Consider the following 15,002-nt stretch of genomic DNA (forward strand, 5'->3'; position numbering starts at 1 on the left):
CGCGCTCGTCCACCCCCGGACCCCGGCCGGGAGTGGACGAGCGCGCACGCGCCACCGACCCCCTGCGACCGACCTCCCGGCGAGCAGCGGTACCACCGCGGACGCCGACCTGGCTCCTCGCGCCGGTCAGCCGCCGATGCCGCGGGCGCGGGCGGCGGTGACCACCAGCTCCACCACGGTCTCCAGCGGCAGGCAGGTGCTGTCCACCACCAGGTGGTAGCCGCGCGGGTCCGACGGCTCGCACCGGTAGAAGTGGCGCACGTAGGCCTCGCGGGCCGCGTCGTTGCCGGCCATCTCCCGGCGCACCTCCTCCAGCGGCCGCCCGGTCCGCAGCACGGCGAGCTCCAGCCGCCGCTGCGGCGGGCCGTCCAGGCGCACGTGCAGGGCGTCCGGCCGGTCCCCGAGGACGAACGCGGCGGCCCGGCCGAGCACCACGCCACCGGGCCCGTCGGCGATCTCGGCCAGGACCCGCTCGGTCTGCTGCCGGAAGGACCGCTCGTCGGGCAGCGCTGCCACCGGGACCACGCCACCCACCGGGTCCGGCATCGTCCCGAGCGAGGCCACCAGCCGCCAGAGGCCGCGCAGGACCCGCTCGTCGTTGGCCTCGGCCTCGGCGACCGGGACACCGAGGCGCCCGGCCACCTGCGCCGGGATCGCCCGGTCGTGGAAGGTCAGCCCGAGCCGCTCGGCCACCGCCGGGCCGACCTCGGCGCCACCGGACCCGTACGAGGCCGACACCGTCACGACGCCCACGGTCCACCTCCCTCCTGCCCCGCGGGGCGCAGCTCCCGGCCGAGGAACACCGCCCCCGGCGACTCCGCGTACACCCCGTACCCGGGGACCGGGCCGTACCCCAGCGCCGTGTAGAGCGCCAGGGCCTCCGGCTGCCGGTTCCCGGAGTTGAGCACGACCGCGCGGTGGCCCGCCCGCGCCGCGCTGGCCTCCAGCTCGGCCATGAGCACCTGGGCCAGCCCGCGGCGGCGGAACCCCGGCGCCACGTAGACCCGCTTGACCTCCACGACCCCGGGGGTGTGCACCCGCCAGGCCCCGCAGCCGGCCGGCCGGCCCCCGACCTCGGCGACGAGGAAGAGCCCGGCCGGCGGGTCGAACTCCGCCGGGTCGACGACCGCCTCGTCCGGGCCCCCGTAGCGGGTGACGTACTCCTGCTGCACCGCGGCCACCAGGCTGCGCGCCACCGGGTCGTCGTAGGGCACGGCCCGCAGGCGGACGACGTCCCCGCCCGGCAGCAGCGCCTCAGCGGAAGTGGGCATGACCGGTCCCCCCTGCCCCGACGGCCGCGGCGACCGCTGCGGCCGGTTCCCCGTCGACGGTCACCGCGCCGCCGCCCGGCGCCTCCCGCACCGCCCCGACGGCGGCCCAGCCGGCGGGCAGCTCCGTCCCGGCCGGGAAGGTGGCCAGCAGCGCGTGGTCCTCTCCACCGGTCAGCACCCACGCCAGGGGGTCACCGCCGAGCGCGGCCGCCACCTGCTGCAGCGGGCCGGTCGGCTCGAGCGTGGCCCGCACGAGCGCGGCCCGGTCGACGTCCACGACCACACCGCTGCCCTCCGCGAGGTGGCCGGCGTCGGCGAGCAGGCCGTCGCTGACGTCGCACATGGCGGTGGCGCCGGCGCCGGCGGCGGCCGGGCCCGCGCCGTACGGCGGCGTCGGCCGGCGGTGCGCCTGCACGACGGCGACCGGGCTGGAGAAGCCGCGGCGGAGCACCGCCAGCCCGCAGGCCGACCAGCCCAGCCGCCCCGCGAGCGCCAGCACGTCACCGGGGCGGGCCCCGGAACGCAGCACCGGCGCCCGGCCGCCCAGGTCCCCCAGCGCGGTGACCGACAGGACGACGGCGCCGCTGCCCGGCGCGGTCGCGACCGTGTCGCCCCCGACCACGGCCGCCCCGAGCGGTGCGCACTCGGCGGCCAGGCCCGCCGCCACGCCCTCCAGCCAGGTGGTCGCGGTGTCGGCCGGGCAGGCCAGGCCGACCAGCAACGCGGTGGCCACCCCGCCCATCGCCGCGACGTCGGCCAGGTTGGCCGCGGCGGCCTTGTGGCCGATGTCCTCGGGCGAGGACCAGTCGCGGCGGAAGTGCCGGCCCTCGACCAGGACGTCGGTGGTGGCGACCACGCGGCCGTCGGGAGCGCGCAGCACCGCGGCGTCGTCCCCCGGCCCGACCTCGGCGACCCGCGCCCGGCCGGCCCGGGCCACGACCCGGGCGATCACGCCGAACTCCCCGACGACGCGGACGCTGTCGGCCGGGTCGTCGCGGGGCACGAGCGGACGGGGCCGTGTCACCGGCTCCTCCCGCCCGCTGGGGTAGGTTGCCGAGGTGTCCGCCGGCCTGCGCGGACGTCGCACCGGCAGCGCTGCCCGAGGAAGGGTCTCCCGTGGTCCACGCCTACATCCTGATCCAGACCGAAGTCGGCAAGGCCGCCCAGGTCGCCTCCACGATCAGCGGGATCGCCGGGGTGACCAAGGCCGAGGACGTCACGGGCCCCTACGACGTCATCGTGCGCGCCGAGGCCGAGACGGTCGACGAGCTCGGCCGGCTGGTCGTGGCCCGGGTGCAGTCGGTCGACGGGATCACCCGCACGCTGACCTGCCCCGTCGTCAACATCTGACCGCTGAGCGAGCAGCCTCCCCCGGCGCCCGGCGGGCGCGGTCGGCCCGACGACCCGCTGCGCCGGGTGGCGATCGTGGCCCTGGCCGTCAGCCTGCCGCTCGTGCTGGCGCTGGCCGTCCTGCTGCGGATCACCGCGGACGACCCGGAGGACGGCGACGCGCCCGCCGAGGTCGCCGGTGCGCCCGCCACCGAGCGGGCCGACCTGCCACCGCTGGACGTCGAGGTCCCCGAGCTCTCGCCCGAGACCGAGGCGGCCTGCCTCGAGCTCATGGAGGCCCTGCCGTTCGAGCTGGCCGGCGAGGTGTCCCGGCCGGTGCGCTCCGAGCGGCCCGTCGCCTACGCCTGGGGCGACCCACCGGTGGTGCTGGTGTGCGGCGTCGACCGCCCGGAGGGCTTCGTCGCCGACTCGCCGCTGATCCAGATCAACGGCGTCCAGTGGTACGTGGACACCTCCGACCCCGGCGAGATCGTCTGGACGGCGGTCGACCGCCCGGTCTACGTCCAGGTCACCGTCAGCCCCGACACCGACAGCGCCCCCGTGACCGCGCTGGGCCCGGTCATCGCCGGCACGCTGCCCGCCCAGGAGCTCGACCCCGGCCCGTGACTCAGCGGGGCGGCAGCAGCGCCAGCTGCGCCTCCACCACCGCGGTGACCTCCGCCGTGGCCGCCTCCAGCGTCCCGGCCACCGCGCTGACCCCCACGCTGAACACCCCGTGCGCGCACCAGGCGAAGGCCGCCGGGCCGGCCAGGTCCGTCGCGGGCGGCGGCTGGTCCACGGTCAGCAGCGCGCACCCGCCCGGCAGGTGCGGCGGTGACTCCCGCAGCACGCCGTCGTAGTGCTCGGCGTCGTTGCCGGCCAGGTCGGCCGCGTAGGCCCCCGCCCCGGCCCGGGTCTCGAACTGGTCGACGAAGACGCTGGTCAGCTGCTCGGGGCCGGTCCCCCAGAACCGCTCCCAGCCGTGCCGGTAGCCGTAGTCGTGGAGCACCTCCCGCTCCCGCGCGGGGTCGTCGGCGTAGGCGGCGAGGTCCTCGGCGGACTTCTCCCCCGCCGGCGGGTCCAGCTCGGCGTCGGGGATGCGCGGCAGCCCGGAGTGCACGGCGTCGACGATCAGCTCCTCGAGCTCGGCCGGGGCCGCGGGCGGGGGCGCCGGCGGGGCGGCGGTGGCCGAGCCCTCGACGCTGGAGGTGCACCCGGTGAGCAGGGCCGCCAGGACCGGCAGCACCACCCCTGCGCCGACCGCCCCGCGCGGCCGGGTCACCTGAGCGGCGTTCCGTCGGCCGTCGGGAGCCGGCGGGCGAGCGCGGCCGCCACCAGCCGGTCGACCACGGCCGGCGCCTCGACCCCGCTCACCGACCACATCCGCGGGAACATCGAGATCGGCGTGAACCCCGGCATCGTGTTCACCTCGTTGACCACCAGCCGGTCGGCGCCGTCCGGGCCGGTGCCGAGGAAGAAGTCCACCCGCGCCAGCCCCTGGCACTCCAGCGCGAGGTAGGCCCGGCAGGCGGCCTCCTGCACGGCGCGGGTCTGCTCCGGGGTCAGCCGCGCGGGGACGTCGAAGTCGACGGCGTCATCGAGGTACTTGGCGGTGAAGTCGTACCAGTCGGTGCCCGGCCGCAGCCGGATCTCGGCGGGCAGGCTGGCCTCCGGCGGCCCCCCACCCGGACCGGCCAGCACGCCGCACTCGATCTCGCGCCCCGGCACCGCGGCCTCGACGACCACCTTCGGGTCGACGGCGGCGGCGGTGGCCACCGCCTCGGGGAACTGCGCCCAGTCGGTGACCCGGCTGATGCCGATGCTCGACCCGGCCCGGGACGGCTTGACGAACACCGGCAGGCCCAGCCGCTCCCGGGCGGCGTCGTCCAGCGCCGCGGGATCGGCGGAGAGCCCGCCGGAGGCGTCCCGGAGGACGACGTGGTCGCCCTGCGGCAGGCCGGCGGCCGCCAGGAGCTTCTTGGTGACCTCCTTGTCCATCGAGGCGGCGCTGGAGAGGACGCCGGAGCCCACGTAGGGCAGCCCGCTCATCTCCAGCAGCCCCTGGATGGTGCCGTCCTCGCCGAAGGCCCCGTGCAGCACCGGGAAGACGACGTCCACGCGGACCACCGGGCCGCCGTCGAGGGGCAGCAGCCCGCGGCCGGAGGGGTCGCCGACCAGCGTCACCGGGCGCCCGCCGCGCACCTCGGGCAGCTCGCCGTCGACGATCGCCATCCGCTGGCCGGGCTCCGGCAGCACCCACCCGCCGGCGCGGGTGATCCCGACCGGGACGGTCTCGTAGCGGTCCGGGTCCAGCGCGTCGAGGACGGCGCCGGCGGAGACGCAGGAGATGGGGTGCTCGGCGCTGCGTCCGCCGAAGACCACCGCGACGCGCAGCTTGCCTGCCTGTCCGCTCATCGCGGCCGACCCTAGTCGAGGCCGGCGCCGGCCCCGGCGCGACGGGCGGACCCCGGCGGGCCTGTGCGACCCTCGACCCCCATGCACGCTCCCGCCGCCGGGCCGGCCCCGGCTCCGCTCGGGCTGCGCCTGGCCGGTGCGGCGGTCCACGCCTACACGGCCGCCGGCTCGGTCCTCGGCCTGCTCGTCGTGCTCGCCGCCGTCGAGGGCGAGGCGGTGACCGCCCTGTGGCTGCTCCTCGCCGCCCTCGTCGTCGACGGCACCGACGGGACGCTGGCCCGCTGGGCGCGGGTGAAGGAGACGATCCCCTGGTTCGACGGCGCCCGCCTCGACGACATCGTCGACTACCTCACCTACGCCTTCGCCCCCGTCGTGCTGCTGTGGACCACCGGGTCGCTGCCCGGCGGCGCCACCGGGTGGGTGGTGGCGGCGCTGCCCCTGCTGGCCTCCTGCTACCAGTTCTGCCGGGTCGACGCGAAGACCGACGACCACACCTTCCTGGGCTTCCCGAGCTACTGGAACGTGGTCGCCTTCTACGCCGTCGTCCTCGACGTCCCGCCCGGGGTCGTGGCCGCCGTCCTCGTGGTGTGCTCGGTGCTGGTGTTCGTCCCGGTGCGCTACCTGTACCCGTCGCGGACGCCGGTGCTGCAGGGGCTGAGCCTGGTGCTGACCGCGGGCTGGGTGGTCACCTACGTCGTCCTGCTGCTGCAGTACCCCGACCCGTCGCCGGTGGTGGCCGTGCTGTCGCTGGCCTACGTCGCGTACTACCTGGGGGTCAGCCTGTGGCTCACCGCGCGGGCGGCGGCCCGCCGCCGGCAGGAGGACGGGGACCGCGCGGCGTAGGAGGCGGTACCCGCGTCGCCCGGCGCCTGGCGTGGGCAGAGCTTCCCGGGCCGCGGGTCAGCGGGTCAGCGGGTCCAGGGAGCGCGCAGCACCAGCTCGACGTTGCGGTCGGTCGGGCGCCCGGACAGCCCGGCGTCCAGCCCCGACCACGGCACGTTGGCCGCGAGCTCGCGGTGCAGCGACGCCAGCCCGAGCGGCCGGCGCGCCGCCGGCTCGAACGGGCCGGGCGGGCGGGCGGGGCTGTCGTGGTCGACCATCGTGCAGACCAGCGAGAGCGTCCCGTCGCCGTTGTCGAGCAGCTCGACCAGCCGGGCCTGACCGGGCCAGTCGACGACCGCGCAGGTGGTGACCTCCCAGAACCCGCCGCCGGGCTCGCCCGGCGCCGGCCACGGGCGCACCTGGCTGACGTGGGTGTGCCCGTTGAGCCACAGGACCACGTTGGGGTGGCGGTGGAGCACCGCCCGCAGCTCCGCGCCGCCGAGCGCGCAGGCCTCCTCCCCCGGGCGCAGGGGGTCCTCCCGCGCCAGCGTCGAGGACCCGTGGTGCGAGGTCAGGACCACCAGCCGGTCCTCGTTGCCGGTGCGCACGAGGGTCCCGTCGGGGGCCCGGTACGCCGAGGAGACCTCCCGCAGCCGCTCCTCCAGCCAGCGGCCCTGGACGGCGTCCAGCGAGCCGTCCCCGCCCCCGGTGACCCGGGTGGTGTCCAGGCAGATCACGCGGACGCCGGGCAGCCCGTCCCAGGCGTAGTAGGCGGTGCCGTCGCGCAGGTTGTCCCCGGTGAAGCCGTGCCCGGCCGGCTCGCCGCCGTCGGCCAGGTGCGCGGCCACGAACTCGCGCCGGCCGATGAACCGGCGCCCGGCCAGCGCGGCGACCGTGCGCGCCCCGGCCGTGGTGAAGGCCTCCGAGGACCGGGTGAAGAGGGCCAGCGCGTCGTCCAGCTGCACGTCCGGGCCGATCTCGACCGGCTTGCGGCCGGCCGGCAGCAGCTCGGCCAGCGCCGGCGTCGGGACCCCCACCCCGGCGACCAGCGCCTCGTGGTTGCCGTGGCAGCCCAGCCACGGCAACCGCAGCCCCTCGGCGACGAACGGGGCGAAGGCCGCCGCGAGCAGGCCGGGGCGGTGGGGGAAGCCGTACCGGGCACGCCACAGGTCGGGCTCGCCGCCGCCGTCGGGCCGCCAGAACAGGTCGTGCGGCCAGCCCACCGCCTGCACCCCGTCGTAGGCGGTGAGGCCGGCGCCCGGGGAGACGGGGCCGCCGCCGAGCACGTCGAGCAGGAGGGTGAGCTCGTTCCACTGCGCGTTGTCGATGGCGTCCCCCGTGGTGAGCACCACCTGGACCGGGGAGCCGGTCGCGGGGCCGCCGCCGACGCGGTTGAGCGTGCGCACCAGCGCCTCGACGGCGTGCGCGGTGATCGCCTCCTGCGGCCGGTGCATCGGCACGAGCGCGCGCATGCGGGGGTCGGCGAAGTGCCCGTGGAAGTACTCGAACCGGGCCGGTGAGCAGACGTCGGCCAGCTGCAGGTCGGTCACGTGCGCCAGGCAGGCCCGGGCCCGGCGGCCGGTCCGCGGCGGCGTCCAGGTGGGGCCGACGAGCTCCCGGCGGGTCAGGTGCGGCTCGCCCGGGTGCCAGTCGAGCGCGCGGTAGTCGGTGTCGCGGCCGCGGCGCAGCACGGGCCCGGCGCCGAGCACCCGGTCGAGGGTCGTCCCGCTCACGGCGTCAGCGGGGACCGTGGGCGGCGTCGAGCGCGGCGGCGAGGTCGGCGACGAGGTCGGCGGTGTCCTCGATGCCGCAGGAGAGCCGGACGAACCCGGGCGGGACGGCGTCCCCGCCCCACTGCGCCCGGCGGTCCAGGGTGCTGTGCACGCCGCCGAAGCTGGTCGCCGCCGTCCAGAGCCGGCTGGCGGCCAGGAGCCGGCCGACCGCGGCCTCGTCGGCCAGCTCGGCGGAGACCACCCCGTTGGGCCGCAGCATCTGCCGGGCGGCCAGGGCGGACGAGGGGTCCCCGGGCCGCCACGGCCACCGGACGCCGGTCACCGCCGGGTGCCGCGCCAGGAGGTCGGCGACCGCGGCCGCGGTCTGCGCCTGGCGGGCCAGCCGCAGGTCCAGGGTGCTCATCGAGCGGTGGCCGAGCCACGCCTCGAACGGGCCGGGCGTGCCCCCGGTGCGGTCCCGGAAGCCCCTGAGCCGGGCGTGCAGGGCCTCGTCGGCGGTGCTGACGTGCCCGAGCAGCAGGTCCGAGTGGCCGGTCAGGGCCTTGGTGTCGCTGGCGACCGTGATGTCGGCGCCCAGCGCCAGCGGCTTCTGCCCCAGCGGGGTGGCGGTGGTGTTGTCGACGGCCAGCACCGCGCCGGCGGCGCGGGTGGCGGCGGCGACCGCGGCGATGTCGCAGACGTCCAGCAGCGGGTTGCTCGGGGTCTCCAGCAGCACCAGGGCGGCCCCCTCGAGGTCGCCCCGGGCCGCCGCCGCGCCGATCTCGGGCGTCGCGACGGTCTCGACCCGCAGGCCGAGGCGCTCGAGGTCGTCGCGGGCGAGCAGGCGGGTGGCGTAGTAGCCGTCCGCGGGCAGGACGACGCGGTCGCCGGCGCGGACCGTGGCCAGCAGCACCGCGCTGATCGCGGCCATCCCGGTGGCGAAGGACAGGCAGCGGCCGCCGTCGAGCTCACCCACCGCCGCCTCGAAGGCGCGCAGGGTCGGGTGTTCCGTGCGGGCGTAGGCGTCGGCGCCCCCGGCCCGCGGCGGGGCGTCGGCGAGGTGGAAGGGGGCGGCGAACACCGGGGACGGGCGCAGCGGCGCCCCGGCCACGGGGTCCGGCTCGCCCGCGCGCACCGACCGGGTGCCGTCCCCCCAGCCCGGGTCGGTCACCGCTGCTGCGCCAGGTCTCGCGTCCTCACTGCGGCTCCCTCACTCGGGCTTGGCTTCCCGGGACATGATCTCCTTGACCATCTGCGCGGCCGTCGCGCCGTCGTGGCAGACCCGCACGACGGCCTCGGTGAGCGGCATGTCGACCCCGTGCGCGCGGGCCAGGTCGAGCACCGGGCGGCAGCTCTTGACCCCTTCGGCGGTCTGGCGGGTGGCGGCCTGCACCTCCTCCAGCGACATCCCGCGGCCCAGGCGCTCCCCGAAGGTGCGGTTGCGCGACAGCGGCGAGCTGCAGGTGGCCACCAGGTCGCCCAGCCCGGCGAGCCCGGCGAAGGTGGTCAGCTCGGCACCCAGGGCCAGGCCCAGCCGGGCGGTCTCGGCCAGGCCGCGGGTGATCAGCGAGGCGCGGGTGTTGTCACCGAAGCCCAGGCCCTCGGCCATGCCGGAGGCCAGCGCGATGACGTTCTTGACCGCGCCGCCGAGCTCGCAGCCGACCAGGTCCTGGTTGGTGTAGGGCCGGAAGTACGGCGTGTGGCAGGCGGCCTGCACCTGCGCGGCCCGCGCCGCGTCGGCGCACGCGACGACGGTGGCCGCGGGCTGCTCCTCGGCGATCTCCCGGGCCAGGTTCGGCCCCGAGAGGGCCGCCACCCGGTCGGGGCGGGCGCCGGTGACCTCGCCGATCACCTCGCTCATCCGCTTGGTGGTGCCCAGCTCGATGCCCTTCATCAGCGACAGCAGCACCCCGTCGGGGGGCAGCAGCGGCGCCCAGTCGGTCAGGTTGGCGCGCAGCGACTGCGAGGGGACGGCGAGCACCACCAGCCCGGCGCCGTCCAGCGCCTCGGCGGGGTCGCTGGTGGCGCGCAGCCGGCCGGGCAGCCGGATGCCGGGCAGGTAGTCGGGGTTCTCGCCCCGCTCGGTGATCGCCGCGGCCAGCTCCGGCCGCCGGGCGTGCAGCACCACCTCGGAGCCGGCGTCGGCCAGCACCTTGGCGAACGTCGTCCCCCAGGACCCGGCGCCGAGCACCGCCGCCCGGGTCACGCGGCGTCCCCGGGGAGGTCCCCCGGCAGCGCGCGGCCGGGGCGGCGGGCGAAGACCGCCGGGGCCGGCTCGCCGCGCAGCTCGGCGAGCTGGTCGCGCACCTGCACCATCATCCGGTCGGTCACCGCGCGCAGCAGGTCACCGGTCAGCGGGCGACCGGCCCGCACCTCGGCCCGGAGGTCGTCGAGGTCCAGCGGTGCGCCGACGAGGTAGTCGACGGGGGTGCGCAGCCGCAGGTGCAGCCGCTTGGTGTGGTAGTCGTGCAGCCGCTGCGGACCCCACTGGGCCACGGGCAGGACGACGGCGTCGGTGGTCAGCGCCAGCCGGGCGACCCCGGTGCGGGCCTCCATCGGCCACCAGTCGGGGTCCCGGGTGACGGTGCCCTCCGGGTAGATGATCACGACGTTGCCGGCCTCGAGGTCGGCGCGGGCGGCGTCGAGCGACCCGCGGGCGTCGGCGGTCCCCCGAGCGACCGGGATCTGCCCGGCGGCGCGCAGGATGCGCCCGGCCGTCCCCCGGAACACCGAGGCCTTCGCGAGGAAGTGCGGGACCCGGCCGGCGTCCCAGACCAGCCGCGCGCAGGAGAGCGGGTCGAGGACCGACACGTGGTTGGCCACGACGATCACCGGGCCGGTGCGCGGGAAGCGCTCGACGTGCCGGATGCGGAGCCGGAACAGCAGCACGGTCAGCGGGTAGACGACGAGGACGCACAGCCACAGCGCCGGCGGCAGGGGCCGCCGGGTCCGCCACCGGTTCGGCGTCCGCCCACCCCGTGCGACCGGGGGTCGTCCCTGGCTCACCGGCACCTCCTCGCCCACGCGGGCCCGTCCCGGGTGCGGCACCGGGCCCATCGACATCGGGCCCATCATTGGGCCTCACCCGGCCCGAGCGCTGCACCGGGTCCCCCGCGGCCCACGACGTCGGCCACCGGTGTGCTCACATTGTGGCCGTGATCGAGTGGTCGGTCGTCGTCCCGGCGAAGCGGCTGGCGCGCGCCAAGACGCGGCTGGCCCCGCTCACCGACGCCCTGGGCGACCGGACCGGGCGCGCGCACGCCGACGTCGTCCTCGCCCTGCTCGCCGACACCGTGGCCGCGGCGCTGGCCGCGACCGCCGTGGGTGCGGTCCTGGTGGTGACCGACGACCCGGCCGCGGCCGACGTCGCCACCCGGCTGGGGGCCCGCACGGTGCCCGACGAGCCCGACGCCGGCCTCAACCCGGCGCTGGCGCACGGGGCGCGCGCCAGCGGGGCGCGGGCGGTCGCCGCCCTCTCCTCCGACCTGCCCGCGCTGCGCGCGGCCGAGCTGACCGCCGCGCTGGCCGCGGCCGAGGCGGCGCCGCGCTGCTTCGTCGCCGACGCACCGGGCACCGGGACGACGCTGCTCACCGCCCGGGACGCACCGCTCGCGCCGGCGTTCGGGGGGGACTCGGCCACCCGGCACCGGGCCGGCGGCGCCCGGGAGCTCTCCGGGGACTGGCCGGGGCTGGCGCGCGACGTCGACACCCCCGCCGACCTCGAGCAGGCCCTGGCCCTGGGCGTGGGGCGGCACACCGCCGCGCTGCTCGGCGACGCCGACCTGCGCCGATCCGGGCTGCGGCTGCTGCCGTTCACCTGACTGCGGCACGATGACCCCGTGCCTCCTGCCCGCCCGGCCCCGGCCGACCGCTTCATCAACCGCGAGCTGTCCTGGCTCGACTTCAACGCGCGCGTGCTGGAGCTCGCCGAGGACGAGTCGCTGCCGCTGCTCGAGCGGGTGAAGTTCCTCGCCATCTTCGCGAGCAACCTCGACGAGTTCTTCATGGTGCGCATCGCCGGGCTCAAGCGCCGGCACAGCACCGGGCTGACCGTCCGCTCCCCCGACGGGCTCACCATCCGGGAGCAGCTGGCCCGGGTCACCGAGCGGACCCGCGAGCTGGTGCACCGGCACTCCGACGTCTTCACCAAGGACATCACCCCGCGGCTGGAGGAGGCCGGGGTCCGCATCGTCCACTGGGACGAGCTGGCCGACACCGAGGCCAAGCGGCTGCGCGAGTACTTCCGCGACCAGGTCTTCCCCGTGCTGACCCCGCTGGCGGTGGACCCGGCCCACCCGTTCCCCTACATCAGCGGGCTGTCGCTGAACCTGGCGGTGTCGGTGCGCGACCCCGACACCGGGGCGCCCCGGTTCGCCCGCCTCAAGGTGCCCAACAACGTGCCGCGGTTCGTGCCCGTGGGGGCGCCCGACGACGAGGCGACCTTCCTGCCGCTCGAGGACCTCATCGCCGCACACCTGCCGCAGCTGTTCCCGGGCCTCGACGTCATCGACCACCACCTCTTCCGGGTCACCCGCAACGCCGACCTGGAGGTCGAGGAGGACCGGGACGAGGACCTGCTGCAGGCGCTGGAGCGCGAGCTGGCCCGCCGCCGGTTCGGCCCGGCGGTGCGGCTGGAGGTCGCCGAGCCGATGGACCCGCAGATCCTCCAGGTGCTCATGTCGGAGCTGGAGGTGGACCCGGAGGACGTCGTCCACGTGCCCGGGCTGCTGGACCTCGCGGCGCTGTGGGGCCTGTACGACCTCGACCGCCCGGAGCTCAAGGACGAGCCGTTCGTGCCGGCCACCCACCCCCGGCTCTCCGAGGGCGAGACCCCCATGAGCGTCTTCGCCACCCTGCGCGAGGGCGACGTGCTGGTGCACCACCCGTACCACTCGTTCGCCACGAGCGTGCAGCGGTTCATCGAGCAGGCCGCCGCGGACCCGAACGTGCTGGCGATCAAGCAGACGCTCTACCGGACCTCCGGCGACTCCCCGATCGTCAACGCGCTCGTCGAGGCGGCCGAGGCGGGCAAGCAGGTCGTCGTCCTCGTCGAGATCAAGGCGCGCTTCGACGAGGAGGCCAACATCAGCTGGGCACGCGAGCTGGAGAAGGCCGGCTGCCACGTGGTCTACGGCCTGGTGGGCCTCAAGACGCACTGCAAGACCGCGCTGGTCGTGCGCCGCGAGGGCGGGGTGATCCGCCGGTACTGCCACATCGGCACCGGCAACTACAACCCGAAGACCGCGCGGATCTACGAGGACCTCGGCATCCTCACCGCCGACCCCCGGGTCGGCGCCGACCTCACCGACCTGTTCAACACCCTGACCGGCTACTCGCGGCAGACCACCTACCGCACCCTCATGGTGGCCCCGCACGGCATCCGCCAGGGACTCGTGGAGCGGATCCGCCGCGAGGCGCGCAACGCCGCGGAGGGCCGGACCGCCGGCATCCGGATCAAGGTGAACTCGCTGGTCGACGAGGAGATCATCGACGCGCTCTACGAGGCCTCGGCCGCCGGCGTCCCCATCGAGCTGCTCATCCGCGGCATCTGCGCGCTGCGCCCCGGCGTCCCCGGCCTGTCCGAGAACGTGCGGGTGCGCTCGATCGTGGGCCGCTACCTCGAGCACTCCCGGGTCATCAACTTCCGCAACAACGGCGAGGGCGAGTGGTGGCTGGGCAGCTCGGACCTCATGCACCGCAACCTGGACCGGCGCGTCGAGGTCCTGCTGCGGGTCTGCGACGAGTCGACCCAGGCCCAGCTCGAGGACGTCTTCGACGCCGCGATGGCCGACGGGGTCCGCTGCTGGGAGCTCGGGGGTGACGGCACCTGGCGGCGCACCGGCGAGCGGGACTACCAGGCCGCGCTGATGGCGGCGGTCGAGCATGCCGGCTGAGTCCCCGTCCGGGACCCGCCCCGCCCCCGGGACCGTCGTCCGGGCCGGCGGGGGTGCCGTGTGGCGGCCCGGCCCCGACGGGGTCCTGGAGACGGTGCTCGTGCACCGGCCGCGGTACGACGACTGGTCGCTGCCCAAGGGCAAGCTGGAGGACGGCGAGCACGCCCTGGCCGCCGCCGTCCGGGAGGTGGCCGAGGAGACGGGGCTGGCGGTCGTGGCCGGACGGCGCAGCGTGCGCACCGAGTACCCGGTCGAGGCGGGCACCAAGCGGGTCGACTACTGGCTCATGCGGGCTGTCGGCGGCGAGTTCACCCCGTGCGACGAGGTCGACGCGCTGCGCTGGCTGCCGGTCGAGGAGGCCCGCGCGGCGGTCAGCCACGAGGCCGACCGCGCCGTGCTCGACGACCTGACGCGCACCGACGTCCCGCGGGAGCCGGCGCTCCTGCTCGTGCGGCACGCCCACGCCGGCAGCCGCTCGGAGTGGGACGGCCCCGACGAGCTGCGCCCGCTGTCGACCAAGGGCCGGCGGCAGGCCCGGGAGCTCGCCGCGGCCCTGCCGCTGTTCGGGCCGCGGGAGCTGCTCAGCGCCCCGCGCACCCGCTGCCGGGAGACCCTCGAGCCCCTCGCCGAGGCCCTGGGCCTGCCGGTGGGCGAGCTCCCCGAGCTGGGCGAGGAGGAGTTCGCCGCCGACCCGCAGGCGGGGCTCGCGGTGGTCGACCGGCTGCTCGAGCCCCGGACCGACGGCGGGGTGACCGTGGTGTGCAGCCAGGGCGGGGCGATCCCGTCGGTGCTGGTCGGCCTCGGGGTGCGCTTCGCCGGCGTGGGCGGTGCGCTGTGGCCGCCGGCGGCGAAGGGCAGCACGTGGGTGCTCGGCGGCCGCCCGGGCGCGCTGTCGGCGGACTACTACCGCGACTTCGGCCCGGACGGCGACGACCCGGCCCGCTAGCCGCGGGCGGGCAGGGCGGTGGGCAGCCAGGGCCGGCGCGCCGCCTCGTAGGCCTCGATGTCGGCCAGGTGCCGCTCGGTGAGGCCGACGTCGTCGAGCCCCTCCAGCAGCCGCCAGCGGGTGTAGTCGTCGATCTCGAACGGCACCGTCGTCGACCCGTACGCGACGGTCCTCGACCGGACGTCGACGGTCACCGGCGTGGTGGGGTCGGCCTCGACCGCCTGCCACAGCGCCTCGACCTCGGGCTGGGGCAGCAGCACGGTGAGCAGCCCGGCCTTGGTCGAGTTGTTGCGGAAGATGTCGGCGAACCGCGAGCTGATCACCACCCGGAACCCGTAGTCGAGCAGCGCCCAGACGGCGTGCTCGCGCGAGGAGCCGGTGCCGAAGTCGGGCCCGGCGACCAGGATCGAGGCGTCGGCGTGCTCGGGCCGGTTGAGCACGAAGTCCGGCTCGTTGGTCCGCCAGGCGATGAAGCACCCGTCCTCGAACCCGGTCCGGGTGATCCGCTTGAGGTACTCGGCCGGGATGATCTGGTCGGTGTCGACGTTGGTCCGCCGCAGCGGGGCCGCGGTACCGGTGTGCGTGGTGAAGGCGTCCATGGCGAGGGCTCCAG

At 76.7% G+C, this 15,002-nt stretch carries 16 protein-coding genes; 6 read left to right on the forward strand and 10 right to left on the reverse strand.

Annotation, left to right across the window (positions count from 1 at the left end; all coding sequences use genetic code 11):
• Positions 1–126: 126 nt before the first annotated feature.
• The 3 genes from ACI8AC_RS16075 to ACI8AC_RS16085 are packed head-to-tail and all read right to left on the reverse strand — an operon-like array spanning position 127 to position 2,295.
• The gene (locus ACI8AC_RS16075) at positions 127–753 is read right to left on the reverse strand and encodes a cytidylate kinase-like family protein (RefSeq protein WP_456898805.1); all 627 of its coding nucleotides are present in this window, start codon (positions 751–753) and stop codon (positions 127–129) included.
• On the reverse strand, positions 741–1,271 hold the full coding sequence (locus ACI8AC_RS16080; RefSeq protein ID WP_456898807.1) for a GNAT family N-acetyltransferase: 531 nt from the start codon (positions 1,269–1,271) through the stop codon (positions 741–743). Before ACI8AC_RS16080 ends, ACI8AC_RS16075 begins: the two co-directional genes overlap by 13 nt.
• Positions 1,255–2,295 carry a thiamine-phosphate kinase gene (locus ACI8AC_RS16085; protein WP_456898809.1) on the reverse strand — a complete coding sequence of 347 codons (1,041 nt, stop codon included), beginning with the start codon at positions 2,293–2,295 and terminating at the stop codon, positions 1,255–1,257. Before ACI8AC_RS16085 ends, ACI8AC_RS16080 begins: the two co-directional genes overlap by 17 nt.
• Before the next feature lie 92 nt (positions 2,296–2,387).
• Between ACI8AC_RS16085 and ACI8AC_RS16090 the strand changes: the two genes are divergently transcribed.
• A complete protein-coding gene (locus tag ACI8AC_RS16090; RefSeq protein ID WP_456898811.1) occupies positions 2,388–2,621 on the forward strand; it encodes an Lrp/AsnC ligand binding domain-containing protein in 234 nt (77 codons plus the stop codon).
• Positions 2,622–2,687: 66 nt separating this feature from the next.
• Positions 2,688–3,227 (forward strand): DUF3515 domain-containing protein, encoded by a 540-nt coding sequence (locus tag ACI8AC_RS16095; protein ID WP_456898813.1) that lies wholly within the window; start codon positions 2,688–2,690, stop codon positions 3,225–3,227.
• Position 3,228: 1 nt separating this feature from the next.
• Here ACI8AC_RS16095 and ACI8AC_RS16100 read toward each other — a convergent pair whose 3' ends face one another.
• Positions 3,229–3,882, reverse strand: coding sequence for a DUF7373 family lipoprotein (locus tag ACI8AC_RS16100; RefSeq protein ID WP_456898814.1), 654 nt, complete (start codon positions 3,880–3,882; stop codon positions 3,229–3,231).
• Positions 3,879–5,015 carry a D-alanine--D-alanine ligase family protein gene (locus ACI8AC_RS16105; RefSeq protein ID WP_456898815.1) on the reverse strand — a complete coding sequence of 379 codons (1,137 nt, stop codon included), beginning with the start codon at positions 5,013–5,015 and terminating at the stop codon, positions 3,879–3,881. Before ACI8AC_RS16105 ends, ACI8AC_RS16100 begins: the two co-directional genes overlap by 4 nt.
• Before the next feature lie 81 nt (positions 5,016–5,096).
• Here ACI8AC_RS16105 and ACI8AC_RS16110 point away from each other — a divergent pair, with 81 nt between their 5' ends.
• Positions 5,097–5,858: a CDP-alcohol phosphatidyltransferase family protein gene (locus ACI8AC_RS16110; protein ID WP_456898817.1), complete on the forward strand. Its 762-nt coding sequence runs from the start codon at positions 5,097–5,099 to the stop codon at positions 5,856–5,858.
• 65 nt (positions 5,859–5,923) lie between these two features.
• Here the strand turns inward: ACI8AC_RS16110 and ACI8AC_RS16115 are convergent, their stop codons facing one another.
• Genes ACI8AC_RS16115 through ACI8AC_RS16130 form a run of 4 tightly spaced genes read right to left on the reverse strand, consistent with a single transcriptional unit; the run spans position 5,924 to position 10,555 of the window.
• The gene (locus ACI8AC_RS16115; protein WP_456898819.1) at positions 5,924–7,570 is read right to left on the reverse strand and encodes a TIGR03767 family metallophosphoesterase; all 1,647 of its coding nucleotides are present in this window, start codon (positions 7,568–7,570) and stop codon (positions 5,924–5,926) included.
• A gap of 4 nt (positions 7,571–7,574) precedes the next feature.
• Positions 7,575–8,720 (reverse strand): cystathionine gamma-lyase, encoded by a 1,146-nt coding sequence (locus tag ACI8AC_RS16120; RefSeq protein WP_456898821.1) that lies wholly within the window; start codon positions 8,718–8,720, stop codon positions 7,575–7,577.
• Positions 8,721–8,759: 39 nt separating this feature from the next.
• Positions 8,760–9,755 carry an NAD(P)H-dependent glycerol-3-phosphate dehydrogenase gene (locus ACI8AC_RS16125; protein ID WP_456898823.1) on the reverse strand — a complete coding sequence of 332 codons (996 nt, stop codon included), beginning with the start codon at positions 9,753–9,755 and terminating at the stop codon, positions 8,760–8,762.
• Positions 9,752–10,555 (reverse strand): lysophospholipid acyltransferase family protein, encoded by an 804-nt coding sequence (locus ACI8AC_RS16130; protein ID WP_456898825.1) that lies wholly within the window; start codon positions 10,553–10,555, stop codon positions 9,752–9,754. The genes ACI8AC_RS16125 and ACI8AC_RS16130 overlap by 4 nt, the downstream gene beginning before the upstream one ends.
• Positions 10,556–10,704: 149 nt before the next feature.
• On the opposite strand from ACI8AC_RS16130, the gene cofC reads away from it, so the two are divergent.
• Genes cofC through ACI8AC_RS16145 form a run of 3 tightly spaced genes read left to right on the forward strand, consistent with a single transcriptional unit; the run spans position 10,705 to position 14,389 of the window.
• Complete coding sequence (gene cofC / locus ACI8AC_RS16135) at positions 10,705–11,370, forward strand: 2-phospho-L-lactate guanylyltransferase (protein ID WP_456898827.1); 666 nt, start codon at positions 10,705–10,707, stop codon at positions 11,368–11,370.
• A gap of 18 nt (positions 11,371–11,388) precedes the next feature.
• Positions 11,389–13,443 (forward strand): RNA degradosome polyphosphate kinase, encoded by a 2,055-nt coding sequence (locus ACI8AC_RS16140; protein WP_456898829.1) that lies wholly within the window; start codon positions 11,389–11,391, stop codon positions 13,441–13,443.
• Positions 13,433–14,389: an NUDIX hydrolase gene (locus tag ACI8AC_RS16145; RefSeq protein WP_456898831.1), complete on the forward strand. Its 957-nt coding sequence runs from the start codon at positions 13,433–13,435 to the stop codon at positions 14,387–14,389. Before ACI8AC_RS16140 ends, ACI8AC_RS16145 begins: the two co-directional genes overlap by 11 nt.
• Here the strand turns inward: ACI8AC_RS16145 and leuD are convergent.
• A complete protein-coding gene (gene leuD, locus ACI8AC_RS16150) occupies positions 14,386–14,988 on the reverse strand; it encodes a 3-isopropylmalate dehydratase small subunit (protein WP_456898832.1) in 603 nt (200 codons plus the stop codon). The genes ACI8AC_RS16145 and leuD overlap by 4 nt on opposite strands.
• Positions 14,989–15,002 lie beyond the last annotated feature (14 nt).

The sequence above is a fragment of the Geodermatophilus sp. SYSU D00758 genome (assembly GCF_054049955.1).

What these genes read in the sequence shown, in the direction of transcription:
- ACI8AC_RS16080 (WP_456898807.1), bottom strand. Translation starts at nt 1,271, where the DNA reads ATGCCCACTTCCGCTGAGGCGCTGCTGCCGGGCGGGGACGTCGTCCGC.
- ACI8AC_RS16105 (WP_456898815.1), bottom strand. Translation starts at nt 5,015, where the DNA reads ATGAGCGGACAGGCAGGCAAGCTGCGCGTCGCGGTGGTCTTCGGCGGA.
- ACI8AC_RS16110 (WP_456898817.1), top strand. Translation starts at nt 5,097, where the DNA reads ATGCACGCTCCCGCCGCCGGGCCGGCCCCGGCTCCGCTCGGGCTGCGC.
- ACI8AC_RS16145 (WP_456898831.1), top strand. Translation starts at nt 13,433, where the DNA reads ATGCCGGCTGAGTCCCCGTCCGGGACCCGCCCCGCCCCCGGGACCGTC.
- leuD (WP_456898832.1), bottom strand. Translation starts at nt 14,988, where the DNA reads ATGGACGCCTTCACCACGCACACCGGTACCGCGGCCCCGCTGCGGCGG.